General features: G+C 38.5%; 26 protein-coding genes. All 26 read right to left on the bottom strand.

Features of this window, described 5'->3' with window-relative positions; genetic code table 11:
- Nucleotides 1–178: 178 nt before the first annotated feature.
- Nucleotides 179–2,659 (bottom strand): DUF7619 domain-containing protein, encoded by a 2,481-nt coding sequence (locus tag ACWPKD_RS10500; protein WP_455412631.1) that lies wholly within the window; start codon nucleotides 2,657–2,659, stop codon nucleotides 179–181.
- Nucleotides 2,660–2,752: 93 nt separating this feature from the next.
- Complete coding sequence (locus ACWPKD_RS10495; protein WP_455412630.1) at nucleotides 2,753–3,523, bottom strand: LytR/AlgR family response regulator transcription factor; 771 nt, start codon at nucleotides 3,521–3,523, stop codon at nucleotides 2,753–2,755.
- A complete protein-coding gene (locus tag ACWPKD_RS10490) occupies nucleotides 3,524–5,494 on the bottom strand; it encodes a tetratricopeptide repeat-containing sensor histidine kinase (RefSeq protein ID WP_455412629.1) in 1,971 nt (656 codons plus the stop codon).
- A 185-nt stretch (nucleotides 5,495–5,679) separates the two neighbouring features.
- Nucleotides 5,680–7,017 (bottom strand): peptide-N-glycosidase F-related protein, encoded by a 1,338-nt coding sequence (locus tag ACWPKD_RS10485; protein WP_455412628.1) that lies wholly within the window; start codon nucleotides 7,015–7,017, stop codon nucleotides 5,680–5,682.
- Nucleotides 7,018–7,182: 165 nt separating this feature from the next.
- Nucleotides 7,183–8,478, bottom strand: coding sequence for a phosphopyruvate hydratase (eno, locus tag ACWPKD_RS10480; RefSeq protein ID WP_455412627.1), 1,296 nt, complete (start codon nucleotides 8,476–8,478; stop codon nucleotides 7,183–7,185).
- 32 nt (nucleotides 8,479–8,510) lie between these two features.
- Nucleotides 8,511–9,620: a glutamine-hydrolyzing carbamoyl-phosphate synthase small subunit gene (gene carA / locus ACWPKD_RS10475; protein WP_455412626.1), complete on the bottom strand. Its 1,110-nt coding sequence runs from the start codon at nucleotides 9,618–9,620 to the stop codon at nucleotides 8,511–8,513.
- A gap of 256 nt (nucleotides 9,621–9,876) precedes the next feature.
- Nucleotides 9,877–10,374 (bottom strand): 50S ribosomal protein L17, encoded by a 498-nt coding sequence (rplQ, locus tag ACWPKD_RS10470; RefSeq protein ID WP_455412625.1) that lies wholly within the window; start codon nucleotides 10,372–10,374, stop codon nucleotides 9,877–9,879.
- Between the two features lie 62 nt (nucleotides 10,375–10,436).
- Nucleotides 10,437–11,429, bottom strand: coding sequence for a DNA-directed RNA polymerase subunit alpha (locus ACWPKD_RS10465; RefSeq protein WP_455412624.1), 993 nt, complete (start codon nucleotides 11,427–11,429; stop codon nucleotides 10,437–10,439).
- 25 nt (nucleotides 11,430–11,454) lie between these two features.
- Nucleotides 11,455–12,060, bottom strand: coding sequence for a 30S ribosomal protein S4 (gene rpsD, locus ACWPKD_RS10460; protein ID WP_455412623.1), 606 nt, complete (start codon nucleotides 12,058–12,060; stop codon nucleotides 11,455–11,457).
- A gap of 85 nt (nucleotides 12,061–12,145) precedes the next feature.
- The gene (rpsK, locus tag ACWPKD_RS10455; RefSeq protein WP_023574076.1) at nucleotides 12,146–12,529 is read right to left on the bottom strand and encodes a 30S ribosomal protein S11; all 384 of its coding nucleotides are present in this window, start codon (nucleotides 12,527–12,529) and stop codon (nucleotides 12,146–12,148) included.
- A gap of 11 nt (nucleotides 12,530–12,540) precedes the next feature.
- Nucleotides 12,541–12,915, bottom strand: coding sequence for a 30S ribosomal protein S13 (rpsM, locus tag ACWPKD_RS10450; protein WP_026981370.1), 375 nt, complete (start codon nucleotides 12,913–12,915; stop codon nucleotides 12,541–12,543).
- Between the two features lie 2 nt (nucleotides 12,916–12,917).
- Nucleotides 12,918–13,034 carry a type B 50S ribosomal protein L36 gene (gene ykgO / locus ACWPKD_RS10445; protein WP_002987490.1) on the bottom strand — a complete coding sequence of 39 codons (117 nt, stop codon included), beginning with the start codon at nucleotides 13,032–13,034 and terminating at the stop codon, nucleotides 12,918–12,920.
- A 12-nt stretch (nucleotides 13,035–13,046) separates the two neighbouring features.
- Nucleotides 13,047–13,262 (bottom strand): translation initiation factor IF-1, encoded by a 216-nt coding sequence (gene infA, locus ACWPKD_RS10440; RefSeq protein ID WP_026714631.1) that lies wholly within the window; start codon nucleotides 13,260–13,262, stop codon nucleotides 13,047–13,049.
- Between the two features lie 5 nt (nucleotides 13,263–13,267).
- Entirely contained in the window at nucleotides 13,268–14,614 is a 1,347-nt protein-coding gene (gene secY / locus ACWPKD_RS10435) for a preprotein translocase subunit SecY (protein ID WP_455412622.1), read from the bottom strand.
- A 13-nt stretch (nucleotides 14,615–14,627) separates the two neighbouring features.
- Nucleotides 14,628–15,080, bottom strand: coding sequence for a 50S ribosomal protein L15 (gene rplO / locus ACWPKD_RS10430; protein ID WP_455412621.1), 453 nt, complete (start codon nucleotides 15,078–15,080; stop codon nucleotides 14,628–14,630).
- 13 nt (nucleotides 15,081–15,093) lie between these two features.
- The gene (gene rpmD, locus ACWPKD_RS10425; RefSeq protein ID WP_455412620.1) at nucleotides 15,094–15,276 is read right to left on the bottom strand and encodes a 50S ribosomal protein L30; all 183 of its coding nucleotides are present in this window, start codon (nucleotides 15,274–15,276) and stop codon (nucleotides 15,094–15,096) included.
- 12 nt (nucleotides 15,277–15,288) lie between these two features.
- Complete coding sequence (gene rpsE, locus ACWPKD_RS10420; protein ID WP_237790046.1) at nucleotides 15,289–15,813, bottom strand: 30S ribosomal protein S5; 525 nt, start codon at nucleotides 15,811–15,813, stop codon at nucleotides 15,289–15,291.
- Between the two features lie 5 nt (nucleotides 15,814–15,818).
- Nucleotides 15,819–16,166 (bottom strand): 50S ribosomal protein L18, encoded by a 348-nt coding sequence (gene rplR, locus ACWPKD_RS10415; RefSeq protein ID WP_455412619.1) that lies wholly within the window; start codon nucleotides 16,164–16,166, stop codon nucleotides 15,819–15,821.
- Between the two features lie 11 nt (nucleotides 16,167–16,177).
- On the bottom strand, nucleotides 16,178–16,720 hold the full coding sequence (rplF, locus tag ACWPKD_RS10410) for a 50S ribosomal protein L6 (protein WP_455412618.1): 543 nt from the start codon (nucleotides 16,718–16,720) through the stop codon (nucleotides 16,178–16,180).
- An 18-nt stretch (nucleotides 16,721–16,738) separates the two neighbouring features.
- Nucleotides 16,739–17,137, bottom strand: coding sequence for a 30S ribosomal protein S8 (rpsH, locus tag ACWPKD_RS10405; RefSeq protein WP_237790049.1), 399 nt, complete (start codon nucleotides 17,135–17,137; stop codon nucleotides 16,739–16,741).
- A 141-nt stretch (nucleotides 17,138–17,278) separates the two neighbouring features.
- A complete protein-coding gene (rpsN, locus tag ACWPKD_RS10400) occupies nucleotides 17,279–17,548 on the bottom strand; it encodes a 30S ribosomal protein S14 (RefSeq protein ID WP_023574067.1) in 270 nt (89 codons plus the stop codon).
- Nucleotides 17,549–17,551: 3 nt separating this feature from the next.
- Complete coding sequence (gene rplE, locus ACWPKD_RS10395; RefSeq protein WP_455412617.1) at nucleotides 17,552–18,103, bottom strand: 50S ribosomal protein L5; 552 nt, start codon at nucleotides 18,101–18,103, stop codon at nucleotides 17,552–17,554.
- Nucleotides 18,104–18,105: 2 nt separating this feature from the next.
- Nucleotides 18,106–18,420, bottom strand: a complete 315-nt coding sequence (rplX, locus tag ACWPKD_RS10390; RefSeq protein ID WP_237790051.1) for a 50S ribosomal protein L24 — start codon at nucleotides 18,418–18,420, stop codon at nucleotides 18,106–18,108.
- Between the two features lie 12 nt (nucleotides 18,421–18,432).
- Nucleotides 18,433–18,801 (bottom strand): 50S ribosomal protein L14, encoded by a 369-nt coding sequence (gene rplN / locus ACWPKD_RS10385; protein WP_014166275.1) that lies wholly within the window; start codon nucleotides 18,799–18,801, stop codon nucleotides 18,433–18,435.
- Between the two features lie 2 nt (nucleotides 18,802–18,803).
- The gene (gene rpsQ, locus ACWPKD_RS10380; protein WP_026981381.1) at nucleotides 18,804–19,061 is read right to left on the bottom strand and encodes a 30S ribosomal protein S17; all 258 of its coding nucleotides are present in this window, start codon (nucleotides 19,059–19,061) and stop codon (nucleotides 18,804–18,806) included.
- 17 nt (nucleotides 19,062–19,078) lie between these two features.
- Nucleotides 19,079–19,270 (bottom strand): 50S ribosomal protein L29, encoded by a 192-nt coding sequence (rpmC, locus tag ACWPKD_RS10375; protein ID WP_026981382.1) that lies wholly within the window; start codon nucleotides 19,268–19,270, stop codon nucleotides 19,079–19,081.
- Nucleotides 19,271–19,278: the final 8 nt, after the last annotated feature.

Raw genomic sequence — 19,278 nt, 5'->3', positions numbered from 1 at the left:
GTTTGTATTAGGAATTAAATGTATTTGTTTTTTGTTCTACGCGAATTTATGAAATTCCCAATGAATTAAAAAAGAAAAATGATAGCCTTTTCGTTAATTATTTTAAAATTCCTTTCAAATGAAAAAACCTGAAGCGTAATTCTCTCCAGGTTTTCCCAAAATTGCTTTTTCCAAAAAACTACTTTTTGATTATCCGTTCCAGTTTAACTCCTTTATCAGTAGTTACTTTCACAAAATAAACACCGGCAGCCTGTGACGTCAAATCCAGCAACTGCTGTCTCTCATCTGTCAAAACAGTCTGCAAAATCCTGCCTTGGACATCGAAAAGCTGAGTCGATTTGATAACCGCATCCGACTTAATATTCACCGTATTCTGCGTTGGATTCGGATACAAAGCAATTGTATCATCAACCAAATGATCATTCAATCCTAAAGTCTGGAAAGTGGTGCGGGCAAAATCGGTTTCAATCGGCGCATTGTAATCAAAGTAGATGTTTGCCTTATTGCTTACCTGTTCCCCTGCAACCAGATTACTTCTGGTCTTGATTTTCAGCAATATATTACCGTGTCCGCCTCCGCCTCCGCCGTTTCCGGCTGCCTCCAGATGAATGTTCTCAAAAATAAATTCTGCAATATTTCCTTTGATTCTTGCTACAACCGGATGCGAACTGTTTAAAACCTGAAGTGATTTCTCGTCAAATTTTGTTGTATCGATAACATCTTTCACCACCACATTAACCGCATCTGCTGTTCCTATATTCTCAAAATTAATGGTGTAATGCAGATAATCCCCAATTTTTGAGGGCGACTCTACATCACCTTCCAGACATATTTTATCGTTAGGATCACAAGCATTTACAACAGTTTGGTTATACACAAACTGATTATCATTAGGTGTTTCGTCGCCAACAGTCGGACTAATTGAAACCATGAAATTCAAAACATCCCCACTGTTAACCGCTGGTGTTTCCAGAGATGAATTAACATTGAAAACAATTAAAATTTCCCTATTTTCAAAAGGCAACAAATTTGTGAAGTTAAATGTGAACTGTCCCATTGTTTGTATATCCGGCATGGGCACTGACGAAACCAAATCCAAAACCCCATCGTTAAAATTCAATACCACATTCCCGGAAAACAATTGATTCCCTTTGTTTTTATACACTATTTTGTAATAGGCGTCGAATCCTGGTCGTGCCAAAAAGACAGGAGCAATAACCACCTCCAAATCCGGATGCACACCGTTTGCAGTGACACAAAAATTCTGAATCGCAACGTTGTTATTGTTATCCGGGAAGTTGATTACTGCATTGGCAGGCGAAAAATTGAAGAATGACGGGTTTTCAACATCCGGGGTCACTGTAAAATTCCCAGCCTGTGTGTAAAACACATAATTAGCATTTCCATCTGCAAAAGAAGCTCCTTCATTAGTTCCGTCGTTAATTTTAACTTTGATAAAAGGCTGAGGCAAATCGGTCGCATCGCAACCATTACCAGACACATCATAAATTATATTTCCGGTTATGGTATTATAATCACCGCCCGGAGTAAAGGAACAGTAAGTACTTAAACCCACATCATTCAAACTATTGTTTTGCAGCACAAGCTGAATCGTCGGAATTTCTGCTTCATCAGCACAAACAAACGTCAAACTCGGGCAATTTAACCATTCATTTGGAAAATCAAGATTATAAGTTTGCTGCCTTCCATTTTTTAAATTTATTGAAGTGAGATTCAGATTGTTTTTACAGTTAAGCAGCCCGAAATTTGGCAACGCTGAAAAATCGAGGCTATTAAAATCATTATTATCACCTGAAAAGCTATATAAATTTGGCACGCCTGAAAAATCCATATTAGAAAGCTGATTAAAAGAACATGATAGATAATTCAAGTTATTCAACCCGACTAAATTAAGAGATGCCAATTGATTATTATCACAACTTAATCCACTTAAATTCGTTAAATTCATCAGTGATAGCATTTGCATTTGATTATCGGATAATGAAATCGAATCCAAAGAATCACAATTATTGATAGTTACAGAACTTAATAAGTTGCTGTCAAAATTCACATACTCAAGATTCGGCAAATCTTCAAGCAGTAAACTGGACAATCTATTAATTTGACAAGTGATGCTGGTCAATGCATTCAACCCTGTAAAATCAATATTCGATATTAAATTATTATTGCAAGTTATATTAATCATATTCTGAAGTCCCGAAACCTCCAATGTTGTCATAACATTATGACTACACTCTATGTATTGTAAATTACTGAATGATCTTGCATCAAAATTCTGAACTTGATTATACGAAAAATTTAAAATTTCTAACTGATTCAATCCTGTAAGATCCAATTGCGAAATATTGTTGCTATAACAATTCAATATCGTAAGATTCACAAAACTACCAATCCCAACCAATGAACTTATATTGGAATTATGCACAAGCAAACCAGATACCTGCTGCGCTTCAGAAACTTGAATTTCACCATCATTATTCGAATCAATTTTAAAAGAATTCCCACTCAAATCTTTAGCAATATTATTTGTCACATCAGCCGCCAATAATTTCACTTTAAAATTCACATCCGGAATAACCACATTCTGTGCCTGGACTAAGCCGCTAATCAACAAAAGAAGTAAAAGTATTTTTCTCATATTTTATATTTTCTGTAGTATCACACCTCAAAAGTAAAAACTTACAATCAGCAAATTCCGGCAATTGAGTATTCGCCTTGTTTCGGTTAGAATTTAGTGGAGATTCTTTAAAAGCTCCTGCAAACGTTCCTTTTTCCGTTGCGAAATCGGGAGGTTGCTGTCATCTGCCATAATCACATAACCGCCATCCTTCTTGATATAGGATTTCAGATACGACAGGTTGATCAAATGCGATTGATGAATGCGCTCAAATCCGTGTTCGGTTAACAATTCTTCGTACTCCTTCAAGGTTTTCGAAATAAGAACCGGCTTATTGTTCTTGATGTAGAACTTGGTATAATTGTCTTCGCTCTCGCATCGGATGATATCGCTGATTTCAAACAAATGAATCCCGTCTGAAGTGGAAAGAGCGATCCTTTTGAAATTATCCACTTTCTTGCGAATGTTCTCGAGCAACAAATCGATGTGTGCATAATTATCGCTTTTGTGCAACACGTTTTTGATTTTCACCACAACCTTTTCCAGTTCTTCCGGATCGACGGGTTTGAGCAGAAAATCCAAAGCACTGAATCGAAATGCTTTTACTGCATATTGCTCATGTGCTGTAATGAAAACGATATGAGAAGTAGATTTACCATTCTTTTGCGCGATTTCCTCCAGAATATCAAAACCGGTTCCGTCACCCAACTGAATGTCCAGAAAAACCACCTGAGGCTCCAGTAGTTGTATGGCTTCTGCTCCAGATTTCACGCTGTCGGCTTCCCCAATAATTTTGATTTCCGGCGCATATCGGGTTAAAAGACTCTTCATTCCGTTACGTAAATTGGCATCGTCATCAATCAGTAAAGCTGCAATTGCATTCATTTATTTGGTAATGTATTGGATTGGTAAATTTAAAACTACTTTGGTGCCCTGAATTGTTCCTGCTTCATTTAGCTCTTCAATCGCGACTTTTGCCTTTTTCGAAGTGGATGCTTCCATCATTTCCAAACGCTTTCTTGTGATGTCGAGCGCCATCGACTTATGAACCGAAACCAGATTTTCCTTCAGTTTTTTGGATTCGTCAAAACCGATTCCGTTGTCGGTTATGGTACAAATGAGGCTTTCATGGTTCAGCGAAAAATCCACCAGAATCTTACCGGCATCTTTCTTGGGAATCAAACCGTGAATGATCGCATTTTCGATAAAAGGCTGCAACAAAAGCGGCGGAAGTGCCGTATCGTCTTCAATGACTGTATCTTTTCGGATTTCAAAATCAAATTTCTGATTGAAGCGAAGCTGTTCCAGTTCGAGATAATTCTGCAGGCTTTCAATTTCCTTGTCGATCGGAATCAGCGACTCTTTGGAATACTCCAGGGTTAATCGCATCAGTTTGGAGAATTTAGATAAATATTTGATAGCCGAATCGGTTCCGTTCTGAACAATAAAACTGGAAATCGACCCAAGACAATTGAACACAAAATGCGGGTTCATCTGCAGGTGCAACGCTTTTTGCTCGTATTCTGCCAGTTCTTTCTGAAGGGTTAAGTTCTTTTTCAGCTGTAATCTATTGTAAATCAAAAAGCCGATGCCGCTCAAAGCCAAAACAAACAAAATGACGAACCAGATTTGCTGGCGGTGCCTTTTGGACTGCTCAGTATAAACAATTTCTTTCTGCTCCTGCTCTTTCTTTTGAAGCGCTTCTTTCTTATCGAATTCGAAATTCATTTCCGCACGGACACTGTTCCGGATGCTTTCATGATTGCTCACACTGTCTTTCGCCGCACTGTACAATTTATAATGCTTCAGGGCTTCAGCGGATTGCCCGAGTTTCTCGTAAATTTCGCTCAGGCGTTTTTCCGCAAACTGAACCTGTTCGGTAATCTCAAGCTCCTGTGCTAACTGCAGAGACTTTGCAGTGTTCGAAAGTGCTTCCTGAAAATTGTTCATCTCAAAATAGACCTCGCCGATGTAAAAATAAGTGGCCGACTTCCCAAACTTATCATCGATGCTTCCAAACGATACCAAAGCTTTATCAAGGTTTAGCAACGCTATTTCCGGTTCGCCTTTGCTTTTATGGTAAAGTCCTATATTGTTGTACAACTCTCCTAAACCTCTGGCGTTCGGGTATTTTTCAAACAAACGTTGTGCTTCAGTGTAGTAGTCCAAAGCTTTACCGTAATTTTTCTGCTGAAGGTAAATATTCCCTATATTGGTAGTGGTAATCCCAATGGTATTATCCCCTATTTTCTGTTGGAGCTTAAGACATTTGATAAAATATTCCAGCGCTTTAAACTCTTCGCCCTGGGATTTATACACAATTCCCACATTGTTATAAACACGGGCCAGTTTTTCATAATTTTTACCAGCTTCATATATTTTCAAGGCTTTCAGATGGTATTGCAGCGCTTTAGAATAATTGCTTTGCTCGGAAAACACTATCCCAATGCTCCCGTAAGCACGGGCCAGTCCATTGCTCAGTTCTTCACTCTTATCTGCACTTTTATGCTCCAGTTCCTTTTCAAAAACCGATTTGGCATTTGAAAAACTAAAAAGTGCCTGTTCGTAATTCCCAACAATGATACTGGCATTGCCTTTATTCAAATATGCCCTCCCTTCCTCTAACCGGAATTTTATTTTTTGCGACAATTGCAATGCTTTTTCTGCATAATCCTGCATCTGTTTCGGATCATCAGCACCATATTCCACAGCAATTGCATTATATAATTTGGCTTTATCGATATCATTTTCGGTTTTCCGCACCACAGCCAAAAGACTGTCAGCCTTTTTATTCTGCCCGGACACATAAGCCGAAAAGAGAATTACCAATAAGAAAGCACACTGTTTTATCCTCATAAAAAACGCCTGTAAATTGCAAAACAAAAATAGCCTTTCCTTCTTTACGAATACTTCTAAATGAGAATTTCCCGCTTCCGGATGAGAATTTGAAAAAAAAACAAAAAAGCCTGACAGTTACCAGCCAGACCTTTTTGCATTTTGCATTGTAATTTAAATGGATTTAACTATCTATGAGCAAAAATTTACTCCTTAATTATTTTTTCGGAAAACACACCGTTTTCAGTTTCAATTTTCAGAAAATAAATTCCGTTGGAATGCGCTGAAACATCAATTTTTGAAGTAAGGCCGTTTACCATTTCCTCTTTAACCAATCTTCCCTGAGCATCAAACAATTGCAGGTTTTTCAGGGTATGACTGCAATTTACAGTTACAATTCCCTTGGCCGGGTTAGGAAAAATATCATAGGACACCACATAATAATCTGTAGTACTTAAAACAGTATTTTCTCCCTGCAGGTAAACCGAAATAGGAAAATAACCCTGACCTCCAGTAAAAACAGCACTCGGTACAGAAATTCTAAAAGAGTGTGCCCCGGCGGTTAAATTCCCTACGTTAATTGTCCTGATCGGAATAATGGCTCCCGGACACCAATTACTGAACGATTGCCACGTTGCATTGGATCTTGGAACCGGACCGTAAATACCATTTGACTGTGTGTTATAAACTCTATAAGGCTCACAGGTAAGTTCCCCAGGTTTGTACGATAAAATCATATTTTGATCTAAATCGATATAATGCCAACGTCTGTTATACTCTTCCCCACCACTGTTTGCACCATGGTTTGAGGTAATCAGGTGAAATTTTGAATTATTGATAGCAGATGGCAAGTTAAAGTTAATGGTCCTTACGGTTTGGCCAATGGCATCTGAAGCACCCGCTTCATAATTGTTCAAATTCTTTTTGAAATTCAAAGGCAACAGATAAGTGTTATTAGGCGTTTCAGAGGGTCCGTCGGAAATAAAATTCACTGTTCCGTAAAAAACATCATTTCGACCGGAACAACCCGCAATTTGGGTATTCGCCGCATAGGGTACTCCAAATAATTCAAATTCCACCCAGAAATCATACAAGGTATTAAAAGAAGTATCTTTCAATATTTTAACGACATTATCTACATTAAAAACATACGGAACTAAATTCGGAGCCACATTTTTATTCATAAAAGGAGTAATGTACCTTCCCAATTCTATACGCTGTGTAGTTGCCAAATCATAACTCGTGGCACCTTTTGGAACCAAAGCCAAATTCACGTTACCGATACGGTCGTAATTATCGCATGCTGCCGATATCGAAATATTGATAGACAAGGTGTTGCCGATTTGCGCTAATTCGCTTGCGGTTAATTTCCTGGTGAACAAATCATTTCTTAATCGGAAAACCCCTTCCGGTGTTGGCTCTGACACTATTCCGGCATACCCGTCATAAAAAAGCACGTTTGAATAAATGGGAATGGTATTCTGCGCCACTGAAACAGAACTTAAACCTATAAGAACTAGAAGTAATGAGTAAAGTTTTTTCATAAATGCATTGTTTGAACACAAAGCTAAAATGAAAAACAACCCAATTGTTTTTTTTTGAAATCTTTACATCCCTTTAAAAATCAATTACTTCCCTATCCGGGATTTTTCATCCACAAAAAAAGCCTGACGGTTTCCCATCAGGCTCTTTTACTATTCAGAAAAAAATTATTTCTTTACTTTGAACGCTCTTTCTTTCGGGAAATAAGCCACTTCTGCCAATTCTTCCTCGATTCTAAGCAATTGGTTGTATTTTGCCATACGGTCGGAACGGGAAGCCGATCCTGTTTTGATCTGTCCACAGTTTAAAGCCACTGCTAAATCCGCAATCGTATTATCTTCGGTTTCTCCCGAACGGTGCGACATTACTGAAGTATAACCTGCGTTATGTGCCATGTTAACCGCCGCAATAGTTTCAGTCAAGGTTCCGATTTGGTTTACTTTGATCAGGATTGAATTTGCAATATTCTGCTCAATTCCCTGAGACAAACGCTGTACATTGGTCACGAACAAATCGTCTCCAACTAATTGTACTTTATCACCGATTTTATCAGTCAGCAATTTCCAACCGTTCCAGTCGTCTTCGTACATACCGTCTTCGATGGAAATAATCGGATATTTTGCAGCTAAATCTGCTAAGTATTGCGCCTGCTCTTCAGAAGTTCTGATTTTTCCGGTTTCGCCTTCGAATTTCGTATAATCGTATTTTCCGTTTACATAGAATTCCGAAGCCGCACAATCCAAGGCAATCATGATGTCGTCCCCGAATTTGTACCCAGCATTTTCAACCGCCAATTTGATAGAATCCAAAGCGTCTTCAGTTCCGCCCGCTAAGTTTGGAGCAAAACCACCTTCGTCTCCTACTGCCGTTGAAAGGTTTCTGTCGTGCAATACTTTTTTAAGGTTGTGGAAAATTTCCGTCCCCATTTGCATGGCATGTGTAAAATTCTGGGCTTTTACCGGCATAATCATGAATTCCTGGAACGCGATAGGCGCATCGGAATGGGAACCTCCGTTGATAATGTTCATCATCGGCACTGGAAGTGTGTTAGCGGAAACACCGCCCACATAACGGTATAAAGGCAAACCTAATTCGTTAGCCGCCGCTTTAGCCACAGCCAAAGAAACACCTAAGATAGCATTAGCACCCAAGTTGGATTTGTTTGGCGTTCCGTCCAATTCGATCATCATTTTATCGATGGCGTTTTGTTCGAAAACCGACATTCCTACCAATTCAGAAGCGATAGTTGTGTTTACGTTCTCAACGGCTTTTAATACACCTTTACCCATAAAAGCTTTCCCTCCGTCGCGTAATTCAACGGCTTCATGTTCTCCGGTTGAAGCTCCAGATGGCACTGCAGCTCTTCCTAAAATACCGTTTTCCGTCACTACATCTACTTCTACGGTTGGGTTTCCTCTTGAATCTAATATTTGTCTCGCGTGAATTTTGATAATCATGCTCATATATATAGTAATTTGTCGTTAGTAAAAAGTAATTAGTTTTTGGCCGCTTTGATATTTGCTACGAAATCGTCAAACAAATAACGGGCATCGTGTGGTCCCGGGCTTGCTTCAGGGTGATATTGTACGGAAAAAACAGCTTTGCTTTTCATGCGCATTCCAGCAACAGTCCCGTCGTTAAGGTGCACGTGTGTGATCTCAAAATCTGGGTGTTTTTCCAGTTCTTCACGCACAACGGCAAATCCGTGGTTTTGCGAGGTGATTTCCCCTCTGTTGGTGATTACATTCATTACCGGGTGGTTGATTCCGCGGTGACCGTTGAACATTTTATAAGTTGAAATCCCGTTGGCTAAAGCTAAAGTCTGGTGTCCCAAACAGATTCCGAAAACCGGTTTGTCTTCCGCAATGATTTGGCGCGCCACTTCCTGAACACCTTTCAAAGGCTCCGGATCTCCAGGCCCGTTGGACAAGAAGTATCCGTCCGGATTGAAGGCTTTTAGCTCTTCGAACGTGGCGTTATAAGGGAACACTTTTACGTAACAGTCTCTTTCCGCAAGACATCTCAGGATATTGGTTTTAATCCCTAAATCCAGCGCGGCAACTTTATAAGCTGCATTTTCATTTCCGAAGAAATAAGGTTCTTTGGTGGACACTTTCGAGGCCAACTCCAAACCTTTCATATTCGGCACTTCTGCTAATAGTTTTTTAAGTTCTTCCAGTGGCGTTCCGTCAGTACAGATTACCGCATTTTGTGCTCCGTTATCGCGGATGTAGCTTACCAAAGCACGGGTATCTACGTCTGAAATAGCAACTAAGTTTACCTTCTCAAAGTAGTCAAATAAACTTCCTTCGGCATCCGGTCTTGAGTAGTTGAAACTGAAATTTTTACAAACCAAACCTGCGATTTTAATGCTGTCGGAATCCGTTTCGCCTGCATGTACCCCATAGTTTCCGATGTGTGCGTTGGTAGCCACCATGATCTGACCGAAGTAAGAAGGGTCAGTAAAAATTTCCTGATATCCGGTCATCCCGGTGTTGAAACAAACTTCCCCAAACGTTTTTCCTTCAATCCCAATGGATTTTCCGTAAAAAACGGTTCCGTCATTTAACAATAGAATGGCTTGATTTCTACTTGAATACTTCATTGTGTGTTGTTATGTTGTGTTGTAAAAAGTTGTGCAAATTTAGGTTAAATTATTGCTTTTAAAAAATTTCGTTTAAAAGAAGCCTATAGTTTTTCTTCAGCTCCGATGGGAGCGGTCTCGTCTTTTGGGACGAGATAGAGCGGACAGCGGGAACACGGCTTAAACAATCCCTGTCGTTTTGCTCCCGAAAAATCAAAAAAAAAGGACAAACTCAAAAAGTTCATCCTTAATTTTATTGAAAATCAGTGTTTCATGATTATTCTGTAGCTTCAGTATTTTCAGTTGCGTCAGCTGCAGGTGCTTCAGGAGCTGCTGTTTCAGTAGCCTCTGCTTTTTTACCTCTACCACGACGGGTAGTAGCTTTCTTAACTTCTTTTTTACCTCCGTTGTACAATTCGTTGAAATCTACCAACTCGATCATTGCCATATCAGCGTTATCCCCAAGACGGTTTCCTAACTTGATGATACGGGTGTATCCTCCCGGACGATCTCCAACTTTAGCAGCAACTTCTCTGAACAACTCAGTAACTGCATATTTGTTTCTCAAGTAAGTGAAAACAATACGACGGTTGTGAGTAGTATCTTCTTTTGATTTTGTTACCAAAGGCTCTACAAACTGCTTAAGCGCTTTAGCTTTAGCAACAGTAGTATTAATACGTTTGTGCTCGATTAACGAACAAGCCATATTAGCCAACATAGATTTTCTATGTCCAGCTTGTCTGCTTAAATGATTTACTTTTTTTCCGTGTCTCATGACGTGATTTTTTAACCTTCATCTTGCATCAATCCTCTAGGGAGCGCAAAATATGAAGTAATTTATTCTTTATCTAATTTGTATTTAGCTAAATCCATTCCGAAAGTAAGCCCTTTAACCGCTACTAGTTCATCCAGCTCAGTTAAGGATTTCTTACCGAAGTTACGGAACTTCATTAAGTCATTCTTGTTGAATGACACTAAATCGCCAAGTGTTTCAACTTCAGCCGCTTTCAAACAGTTCAACGCTCTTACAGACAAGTCCATATCAACAAGCTTAGTCTTAAGCAATTGTCTCATGTGTAAAGACTCTTCGTCGTAAGATTCGGTTTGAGCAATTTCATCCGCCTCAAGTGTGATTCTTTCGTCAGAAAACAACATAAAGTGATGAATCAACGTTTTAGCTGCCTCTGTTAACGCATCTTTAGGATGGATCGAACCGTCAGTGATGATTTCGAAAACCAACTTTTCGTAGTCGGTTTTTTGCTCCACACGGAAGTTTTCGATTGCATATTTTACATTTTTAACCGGTGTATAGATTGAATCTGTAAAAATAGTCCCTATTGGTGCGTTTTGTTTTTTGTTTTCTTCAGCCGGAACATAACCACGACCTTTCTCGATAGTCAATTCCATGTTGATGGTAACTTTGCTATCTAAATTGCAGATTACCAATTCCGGGTTTAACACTTGAAAACCTGAGATGAATTTTTGGAAATCCCCAGCCGTTAATTGATCTTTTCCTGAGAAAGAGATAGATACAGACTCGTTATCGATATCCTCAATCTGACGTTTGAAACGTACCTGTTTAAGGTTAAGGATAATTTCCGTAACATCTTCAACCACCCCGGAGATTGTAGAGAATTCGTGTTCCACTCCTTCAATACGTACCGAAGTGATTGCGTATCCTTCTAAAGAAGAAAGCAATACACGTCTTAAAGCGTTACCAACTGTCAATCCGTAACCCGGTTCTAAAGGTCTGAATTCAAACTTACCTTCAAAATCGGTTGAATCGATCATGATAACTTTATCGGGCTTTTGAAAATTGAATAATGCCATATTTGTTTTCGACTGCTGTCAGTTATTATTTGTTGTACAACTCTACGATTAACTGTTCTTTGATGTTTTCTGGAATCTGAAGTCTTTGAGGAACAGAAACAAAAGTTCCCTCTTTAGTATCATTATTCCAAGTAATCCACTCATAAACAGCACTAGAATTAGATAACGAACGCTCGATAGCCTCTACAGACTTAGATTTCTCACGAATCGCAACTTTATCACCAGGACGTAAGTGGTACGAAGGGATGTTTACTACTTCACCGTTAACAGTGATGTGTCTGTGAGAAACGATTTGACGAGCTGCACGACGAGAAGGTGCGATACCCATTCTGTAAACCACGTTGTCTAAACGCGCTTCACAAAGTTGTAAAAGAATTTCACCAGTTACACCTTTAGATGCAGCTGCTTTTTCGTATAATCCTCTGAATTGACGCTCTAAAATACCGTAAGTATATTTCGCTTTTTGCTTTTCCATTAACTGAACAGCATATTCAGATTTTTTACCTCTTTTTTTAGCCAAACCATGTTGACCAGGAGGGTAGTTTCTTTTTTCGAAGGCTTTGTCATCTCCGAAGATCGCTTCACCGAATTTACGGGCGATTTTTGTTTTTGGACCAGTATATCTTGCCATTGCTAAATAAATAAAAAAGGTAGGGATTATGAATTCAGGTCTTATCCTCCGATAATCGTATTCCTACCTTTGGTTATACTATAAATTAAACTCTTCTTCTCTTTGGAGGACGACATCCGTTGTGCGGCATTGGAGTTACGTCGATGATTTCGGTAACTTCAATTCCTCCGTTGTGAATTGATCTGATTGCAGACTCTCTTCCGTTTCCTGGACCTTTAACGTAAACTTTTACTTTTTTAAGTCCAGCTTCTAACGCTACTTTGCTACAATCTTCTGCTGCCATCTGAGCTGCGTACGGAGTATTCTTTTTAGAACCTCTGAAGCCCATTTTACCAGCTGAAGACCAAGAAATAACTTCACCTTTCTTGTTAGTTAACGAGATGATGATGTTGTTAAAAGTTGCATTAATATGAGCCTCGCCTGTTGATTCAACGATCACTTTACGTTTTTTTGTACTTGCCTTAGCCATACTACTACTTATTATTTAGTTGCTTTTTTCTTGTTAGCAACAGTTTTTCTTTTACCTTTTCTTGTTCTAGAGTTATTCTTAGTTCTCTGACCACGTAATGGAAGACCAGCTCTGTGACGGATACCTCTGTAACATCCGATGTCCATCAAACGTTTGATGTTCAAAGAAATTTCAGAACGTAATTCTCCTTCAATTTTGAAATAAGAAACTGCATCACGGATTGCTCCGATTTCGTCGTCATTCCAATCCTGAACTTTTTTATCTTCGCTAACGTTTGCTTTTGCTAAGATTTCCTGTGCTCTGCTTCTACCAATTCCGAAGATGTAGGTTAAAGCAATAACTCCTCTTTTGTTTTTTGGGATATCAACCCCTGCTATTCTTGCCATAATTATCCTTGTCTTTGTTTAAATCTAGGATTCTTTTTGTTAATAACGTACAATCTTCCTTTTCTACGTACAATAATGCACTCGGCACTTCTTTTTTTAACTGATGCTCTTACTTTCATTTTATAATAGCTTTAGTATCTATAAGTAATTCTTGCTTTTGACAAATCGTAAGGGCTCATTTCCAGTTTCACTTTGTCACCAGGTAACAATTTGATGTAATGCATACGCATCTTTCCTGAAATGTGAGCAATCACAACATGCCCGTTCTCTAATTCTACACGGAACATCGCATTTGACAATGCTTCAATGATTGAACCGTCTTGTTCTATTGCTGATTGTTTTGCCATAAAAATTAAGCTACTGCCTTTCTGTTTTTACCGCTTTTCATCAACCCATCATAATGCTTATTCAATAGGTAAGAATTCACCTGCTGAATAGTATCAATTGCAACTCCCACCATAATTAATAATGATGTTCCGCCATAAAACATTGCCCATCCCTGTTGTACACCTAGCAAACTAACGGCAATCGCTGGGAACACAGCAATCAATGCTAAGAATAACGAACCTGGAAAGGTAAGTAATGACATAATTTTATCAAGATAATCACCTGTTTCCACACCTGGTTTGATTCCTGGGATAAATCCGCTGCTTCTCTTAAGATCATCAGCCATTTTATTGGTAGGAACCGTAATCGCGGTGTAAAAGTAAGTAAAAATTATGATTAACAAAGCAAAAACTAAATTATACTGCCATCCAAAGATATTTTGGAAACTAGTTGTAATAGTCTGAGCCGCATCCGAAGAAGACAACCCAGCAACCGCAGCAGGTATAAACATGATTGCCTGAGCAAAAATGATTGGCATTACCCCGGCAGCGTTAAGCTTTAAAGGAATCCATTGTCTGTTACCACCCATAGCATCCTGTTCGAAATCCCCAGCAGTCGTACGACGCGCGTACTGTACCGGAATTTTTCGTACTGCCATAGTCAATAGAATACAAGCAATGATGATTAATAACCAAATAACCACTTCGAAAACAATTAACATTGGACCTCCGTTGTTCTCAGACACACGAGAAGAAAACTCCTGAATGAATGACTGAGGCAAGCGAGCCAAGATTCCCACCATGATCAATAATGAGATTCCGTTTCCGATACCTTTATCTGTAATTTTCTCTCCCAACCACATGGCAAAAATAGTACCCGTCGTTAAGATGATTACAGAAGAAAACAGGAATGAGAACGAGCTCAACTCCAATAAGAAGGCATCTGCCGGTAATTGTTTGTAAAGGTTATAAATATAACCAGGACCTTGTAATAAGGTAATACCTATTGTTAACCATCTTGTAATCTGGTTAATTTTCTTTCTTCCGCTTTCTCCGTCTTTTTGTAATTTCTGTAAATAAGGAATAGCGATTCCCATTAACTGAACTACAATCGAAGCAGAGATGTACGGCATGATACCCAATGCAAATACAGATGCCTGCGAAAACGCGCCACCTGTAAATACATTGATTAACCATCCTATACCTTGATCAGTTTGAGTCGATAAATTGTGCAATTTGGTTGCATCAATACCTGGAAGGGTTACCTGAGCACCAAAACGGTACACCATTAACATCCCTAGAGTAAGAACAATCTTGTTTCTTAACTCATCAATTTTCCAAGCATTAGCTAACGATTCTATAAACTTCTTCATGTGGTATATCGGATTATAAAGTTACAGCTTCTCCACCTGCAGCCTCGATAGCCGCTTTTGCAGTCGCAGTAAATTTGTGAGCAGTTACTTTTAATTTTGCTTTAAGCTCTCCTCCTCCTAATATCTTTACAAGCTCATTTTTGGTAGCCAAACGGTTTTCAACAAATACTGAAAAATCTACAGTATCAGTAACGATTCCGTTGTCAACAAGCAACTGTAATGCAGAAAGGTTTACACCTTGATACTCTACACGGTTGATGTTTTTGAAACCAAACTTAGGTACACGTCTTTGAAGTGGCATTTGCCCTCCTTCAAATCCAATCTTTTTAGAATAACCAGAACGCGATTTAGCTCCTTTGTGTCCACGTGCAGCGGTACCACCTTTTCCAGAACCTTCTCCTCTACCTACTCTTTTATTTTGGTTATGTGTTGAACCTTCAGCCGGTTGTAAGTTACTTAAATTCATAATGAATATGATATTATTTAGTTTCCTCTACAGAAACTAAGTGTTTAACTTTATTTACCATTCCAAGGATAGCAGAATTTGCATCATGCTCCACAACTTGTCCTAATCTTTTAAGACCTAAAGCCACTAATGTTCTCTTTTGAATAAGAGGACAGTTGATCTGACTTTTTACTTGTTTTACTAATATCTTTGCCATAATTTCCTTGAATTAACCTTTAAATACTTTTTCTAAAGAAATACCTCTCTGTTTTGCAACAGTATGAGCACTTCTCATTTGCAATAAAGCATCAAAAGTAGCTTTAACAACATTGTGAGGATTAGATGAACCTTGAGATTTCGATAATACATCGTGAATACCCACAGACTCCAATACTGAACGAACTGCACCACCGGCAATTACTCCTGTACCGTGAGAAGCCGGCATCAATAATACTCTTGCTCCACCAAATTTACCTTTTTGTTCGTGAGGAACAGATTGTCCACTTAGAGGAATACGCACCAAGTTCTTTTTCGCATCTTCTACTGCTTTCGCGATAGCTTCCGAAACGTCTTTTGATTTTCCTAAACCGTGACCTACTACTCCGTTCTCGTCTCCTACTACTACAATAGCTGAGAACCCGAAAGCTCTACCACCTTTTGTAACTTTAGTTACACGGTTCACACTAACCAAACGGTCTTTCAATTCAAGACCACTAGGTTTTACTAGTTCTACGTTTTTATAATTATGATACATAATTCTTAGAATTTAAGTCCAGCTTCTCTGGCACCGTCTGCTAATGATTTAACTCTTCCGTGATATAAATAACCACCTCTGTCAAATGAAACAGTACTGATTCCTGCTTTTTGTGCTTTTTCGGCAATCAATTTACCTACAGCAGCAGCAACTTCAATTTTTGTTCCTTTTGCGCCAGCTTCTCTTGAAGAGGCAGCAGCTAGTGTCACACCGTTTACGTCATCTATGATTTGCGCATAGATTTCTTTATTACTTCTGAAAACAGAAAGTCTTGGATTCGCAGCAGTACCGCTTACAATCTTTCTGATTCTGAACTTGATTCTTTGTCTTCTTTCAGATTTTGTTAATGACATAGTCTTAATTTTTAAGCTGATTTACCTGCTTTTCTTCTTAACTCTTCCCCTACGAATTTAACTCCTTTTCCTTTGTAAGGCTCTGGCTTACGGAAACCTCTGATTTTCGCAGCCACTTGTCCTAACAATTGCTTGTCATGAGAAGTTAATTTAATGATAGGGTTTTTACCTTTTTCAGATACAGTTTCTACTTTCACCTCAGGAACCACCTCAAGAACTATGTTATGAGAAAAACCTAAAGCAACATCCAATTTTTGTCCTTGGTTAGCCGCTCTATAACCTACTCCCACTAATTCTAATTCCTTAGTGAAACCTTCGGATACACCAACAATCATATTGTTGATCAAAGCTCTGTATAAACCGTGTTTAGAACGATCATTTTTGTGATCTGTAGCTCTTTCCACGATTACTTGTCCTTCCTCAACTTTAACAGATACATCTGAAAACTCTTGAGAAAGTTCACCTAATTTTCCTTTTACTGTAACTACAGCATCCTTAACCTCTACAGTTACACCAGCTGGAATTGCAATTGGACTTTTACCTATTCTTGACATTGTTAAGTCTTTTTAAAATTAGTATACGTAACAAACTACTTCACCACCAACATTTAATTGCTTCGCTTGTTTCCCAGTCATAAGACCTTTAGAAGTTGAAACGATAGCAATACCCAAACCATTCAAGATTCTAGGTAGTTTAGCAGCACCAGCGTACTTACGCAAACCTGGTTTACTGATTCTTTGGATATCTTTGATTACCGACTCTTTAGTGTCTTTGTCATACTTAAGAGCGATTTTGATAGTACCTTGAACAGTACTGTCATCGAATTTGTAACTTAAGATATATCCTTGATCGAATAAAATCTTAGTGATTTCTTTTTTCATGTTAGAAGCAGGGATCTCCACCACTTTGTGGTTAGCACGCACTGCATTTCTAACTCTTGTCAAGAAATCTGCAATAGGATCTGTATACATATTTATTAAATTGTGGCAACGGTTTTCAACAAGACTATCTCATTGAACCTGAAGCCATTAAACTCTATTTTTAAAAGCAGATAATTGCACGTTGACGGCAAAAATCCGGCAAATGTACAATTATCTGCTCAATAAACAATCTTACCAGCTTGCTTTTTTTACTCCTGGAATTAATCCGCTGTTGGCCATCTCACGGAAAGTAACACGTGAAATTCCGAACTGACGCATGTACCCTCTTGGTCTTCCAGTCAATTTACAACGGTTGTGTAAACGTACCGGAGAAGCATTTTTTGGTAATTTTTGTAGACCTTCATAATCTCCAGCTTCTAATAAAGCTTTTCTTTTTTCAGCATACTTTTCTACCAACGCTTGTCTTTTCACCTCGCGGGCTTTCATTGATTCTTTAGCCATGTCTTAATTCTTTTTAAAAGGTAAACCTAATTGAGCTAATAATGATTTTGCTTCTTTGTCTGTGTTTGCAGAAGTTACAAAAGTAATATCGAAACCTGCAATCTTGTTCACTTTATCAATATCAATTTCAGGGAAAATGATTTGCTCAAGTACACCTAAGTTGTAGTTTCCTCTTCCGTCGAAACCTGTAGCTTTGATACCGTTGAAGTCTCTTACACGTGGCAATGAAGACGTGATCAAACGATCCAAGAATTCATACATTCTTTCTCCACGTAAAGTTACTTTAGCTCCAATCGGCATTCCTTTTCTCAATTTAAAAGACGCAACGTCTTTCTTAGAGATTGTAGAAACAGCTTTCTGACCTGTAATTTTTGTTAACTCTTCAACTGCGTGATCAACTAATTTCTTATCCGATACAGCAGCTCCAACACCACGGCTGATAACGATTTTCTCCAATTTAGGAACCATCATTACGTTTTTGTAGCCGTACTCCTCTGTAAGAGCAGCAATTACTCTGCTCTTGTATTCTTCTTTAAGTCTAGGTATATAAGTCATGACTATAATACTTGATTAGATTTTTTAGAAATTCTCACTTTCTTATCTCCTTCAACTTTAACCCCTACTCTAGTCGCAGACTTAGTTTTAGGATCGATTAAAGCGATGTTAGAAATATGGATAGGAGCTTCTTTTTTCACGATACCACCTTGAGGGTTTTTAGCACTTGGCTTAGTGTGTTTCGACACCATGTTCACCCCTTCAACTACCGCTTTATTTTTCTCGCGAAGTACACGTAAAACTTTACCTTCAGCACCTTTATGGTCACCTGCGATAACTTTTACTACGTCTCCAGATTTGATTTTTAGCTTTATCATTGTCTTAACGAATTAAAGCACTTCAGGTGCTAATGATACAATTTTCATGAATTGTTTTTCACGAAGTTCTCTTGCTACCGGACCAAAAACACGAGTTCCTCTCATTTCACCTGCAGCGTTCAACAATACGCAAGCGTTATCGTCGAAACGGATGTAAGATCCATCAGCTCTTCTCACTTCTTTTTTAGTACGTACAACAACTGCAGTAGATACCGCTCCTTTTTTCACGTTTCCGTTTGGAGTTGCATCTTTGATCGCTACTACAATTTTATCTCCAACAGAGGCATAACGACGTTTCGTTCCCCCTAAAACACGAATAGTCAAAACTTCTTTTGCTCCCGTGTTATCTGCTACTTTTAATCTCGATTCCTGTTGTACCATAATTACTTCGCTCTTTCAATGATTTCAACTAATCTCCAACATTTTGACTTAGACATAGGTCGTGTTTCCATGATCTTTACCGTATCGCCGATGTTGCAATCGTTTGTTTCGTCGTGTGCTACATATTTCTTTGTTTTCAACACGAACTTACCGTATAATGGGTGTTTTACTCTTCTTGTTTCAGAAACAACAATAGATTTTTCCATTTTGTTGCTAGTAACAACACCAATTCTCTCTTTTCTTAAATTTCTTTTTTCCATCTTTCAGCAGAATACAATTATTGTAACTCTCTTTTGCTTAACTCAGTAGCAACTCTTGCGATTGATCTTCTCACAGTTCTTAACTGTAAAGGATTCTCAATTGGAGAAATTGCGTGAGCATTTTTTAGGTCGGTATAAGTCTTTCTTAACTGACTAAGTTGTCCTTGTAACTCAGCTGCAGACAGATTTTTAATTTCTGATTGTTTCATAATGCTTT

The sequence above is a fragment of the Flavobacterium pedocola genome, from assembly GCF_053764385.1.
Note: the sequence above shows the minus strand (reverse complement) of the source record. Positions and strands in the feature narration are given on the sequence as shown.

Excerpts from the sequence above, each read along its gene's own strand:
- infA (WP_026714631.1), bottom strand. The coding sequence starts at position 13,262 with ATGGCAAAACAATCAGCAATAGAACAAGACGGTTCAATCATTGAAGCA.
- rpsE (WP_237790046.1), bottom strand. The coding sequence starts at position 15,813 with ATGTATCATAATTATAAAAACGTAGAACTAGTAAAACCTAGTGGTCTT.
- rplF (WP_455412618.1), bottom strand. The coding sequence starts at position 16,720 with ATGTCAAGAATAGGTAAAAGTCCAATTGCAATTCCAGCTGGTGTAACT.
- rplE (WP_455412617.1), bottom strand. The coding sequence starts at position 18,103 with ATGACTTATATACCTAGACTTAAAGAAGAATACAAGAGCAGAGTAATT.
- rplR (WP_455412619.1), bottom strand. The coding sequence starts at position 16,166 with ATGTCATTAACAAAATCTGAAAGAAGACAAAGAATCAAGTTCAGAATC.
- ACWPKD_RS10490 (WP_455412629.1), bottom strand. The coding sequence starts at position 5,494 with ATGAGGATAAAACAGTGTGCTTTCTTATTGGTAATTCTCTTTTCGGCT.
- rpsH (WP_237790049.1), bottom strand. The coding sequence starts at position 17,137 with ATGTATACAGATCCTATTGCAGATTTCTTGACAAGAGTTAGAAATGCA.
- ACWPKD_RS10485 (WP_455412628.1), bottom strand. The coding sequence starts at position 7,017 with ATGAAAAAACTTTACTCATTACTTCTAGTTCTTATAGGTTTAAGTTCT.
- ykgO (WP_002987490.1), bottom strand. The coding sequence starts at position 13,034 with ATGAAAGTAAGAGCATCAGTTAAAAAAAGAAGTGCCGAGTGCATTATT.
- rplO (WP_455412621.1), bottom strand. The coding sequence starts at position 15,080 with ATGAATTTAAGTAACTTACAACCGGCTGAAGGTTCAACACATAACCAA.
- secY (WP_455412622.1), bottom strand. The coding sequence starts at position 14,614 with ATGAAGAAGTTTATAGAATCGTTAGCTAATGCTTGGAAAATTGATGAG.
- rpmC (WP_026981382.1), bottom strand. The coding sequence starts at position 19,270 with ATGAAACAATCAGAAATTAAAAATCTGTCTGCAGCTGAGTTACAAGGA.
- rpmD (WP_455412620.1), bottom strand. The coding sequence starts at position 15,276 with ATGGCAAAGATATTAGTAAAACAAGTAAAAAGTCAGATCAACTGTCCT.
- rplN (WP_014166275.1), bottom strand. The coding sequence starts at position 18,801 with ATGGTACAACAGGAATCGAGATTAAAAGTAGCAGATAACACGGGAGCA.
- carA (WP_455412626.1), bottom strand. The coding sequence starts at position 9,620 with ATGAAGTATTCAAGTAGAAATCAAGCCATTCTATTGTTAAATGACGGA.
- eno (WP_455412627.1), bottom strand. The coding sequence starts at position 8,478 with ATGAGCATGATTATCAAAATTCACGCGAGACAAATATTAGATTCAAGA.
- rplX (WP_237790051.1), bottom strand. The coding sequence starts at position 18,420 with ATGATAAAGCTAAAAATCAAATCTGGAGACGTAGTAAAAGTTATCGCA.
- rpsD (WP_455412623.1), bottom strand. The coding sequence starts at position 12,060 with ATGGCAAGATATACTGGTCCAAAAACAAAAATCGCCCGTAAATTCGGT.
- rpsK (WP_023574076.1), bottom strand. The coding sequence starts at position 12,529 with ATGGCTAAGGCAAGTACAAAAAAACGTAAAGTGATCGTTGAATCAACA.
- ACWPKD_RS10500 (WP_455412631.1), bottom strand. The coding sequence starts at position 2,659 with ATGAGAAAAATACTTTTACTTCTTTTGTTGATTAGCGGCTTAGTCCAG.
- ACWPKD_RS10465 (WP_455412624.1), bottom strand. The coding sequence starts at position 11,429 with ATGGCATTATTCAATTTTCAAAAGCCCGATAAAGTTATCATGATCGAT.
- rpsQ (WP_026981381.1), bottom strand. The coding sequence starts at position 19,061 with ATGGAAAAAAGAAATTTAAGAAAAGAGAGAATTGGTGTTGTTACTAGC.
- rpsN (WP_023574067.1), bottom strand. The coding sequence starts at position 17,548 with ATGGCTAAAGAATCAATGAAAGCCCGCGAGGTGAAAAGACAAGCGTTG.
- ACWPKD_RS10495 (WP_455412630.1), bottom strand. The coding sequence starts at position 3,523 with ATGAATGCAATTGCAGCTTTACTGATTGATGACGATGCCAATTTACGT.
- rpsM (WP_026981370.1), bottom strand. The coding sequence starts at position 12,915 with ATGGCAAGAATAGCAGGGGTTGATATCCCAAAAAACAAAAGAGGAGTT.
- rplQ (WP_455412625.1), bottom strand. The coding sequence starts at position 10,374 with ATGAGACACGGAAAAAAAGTAAATCATTTAAGCAGACAAGCTGGACAT.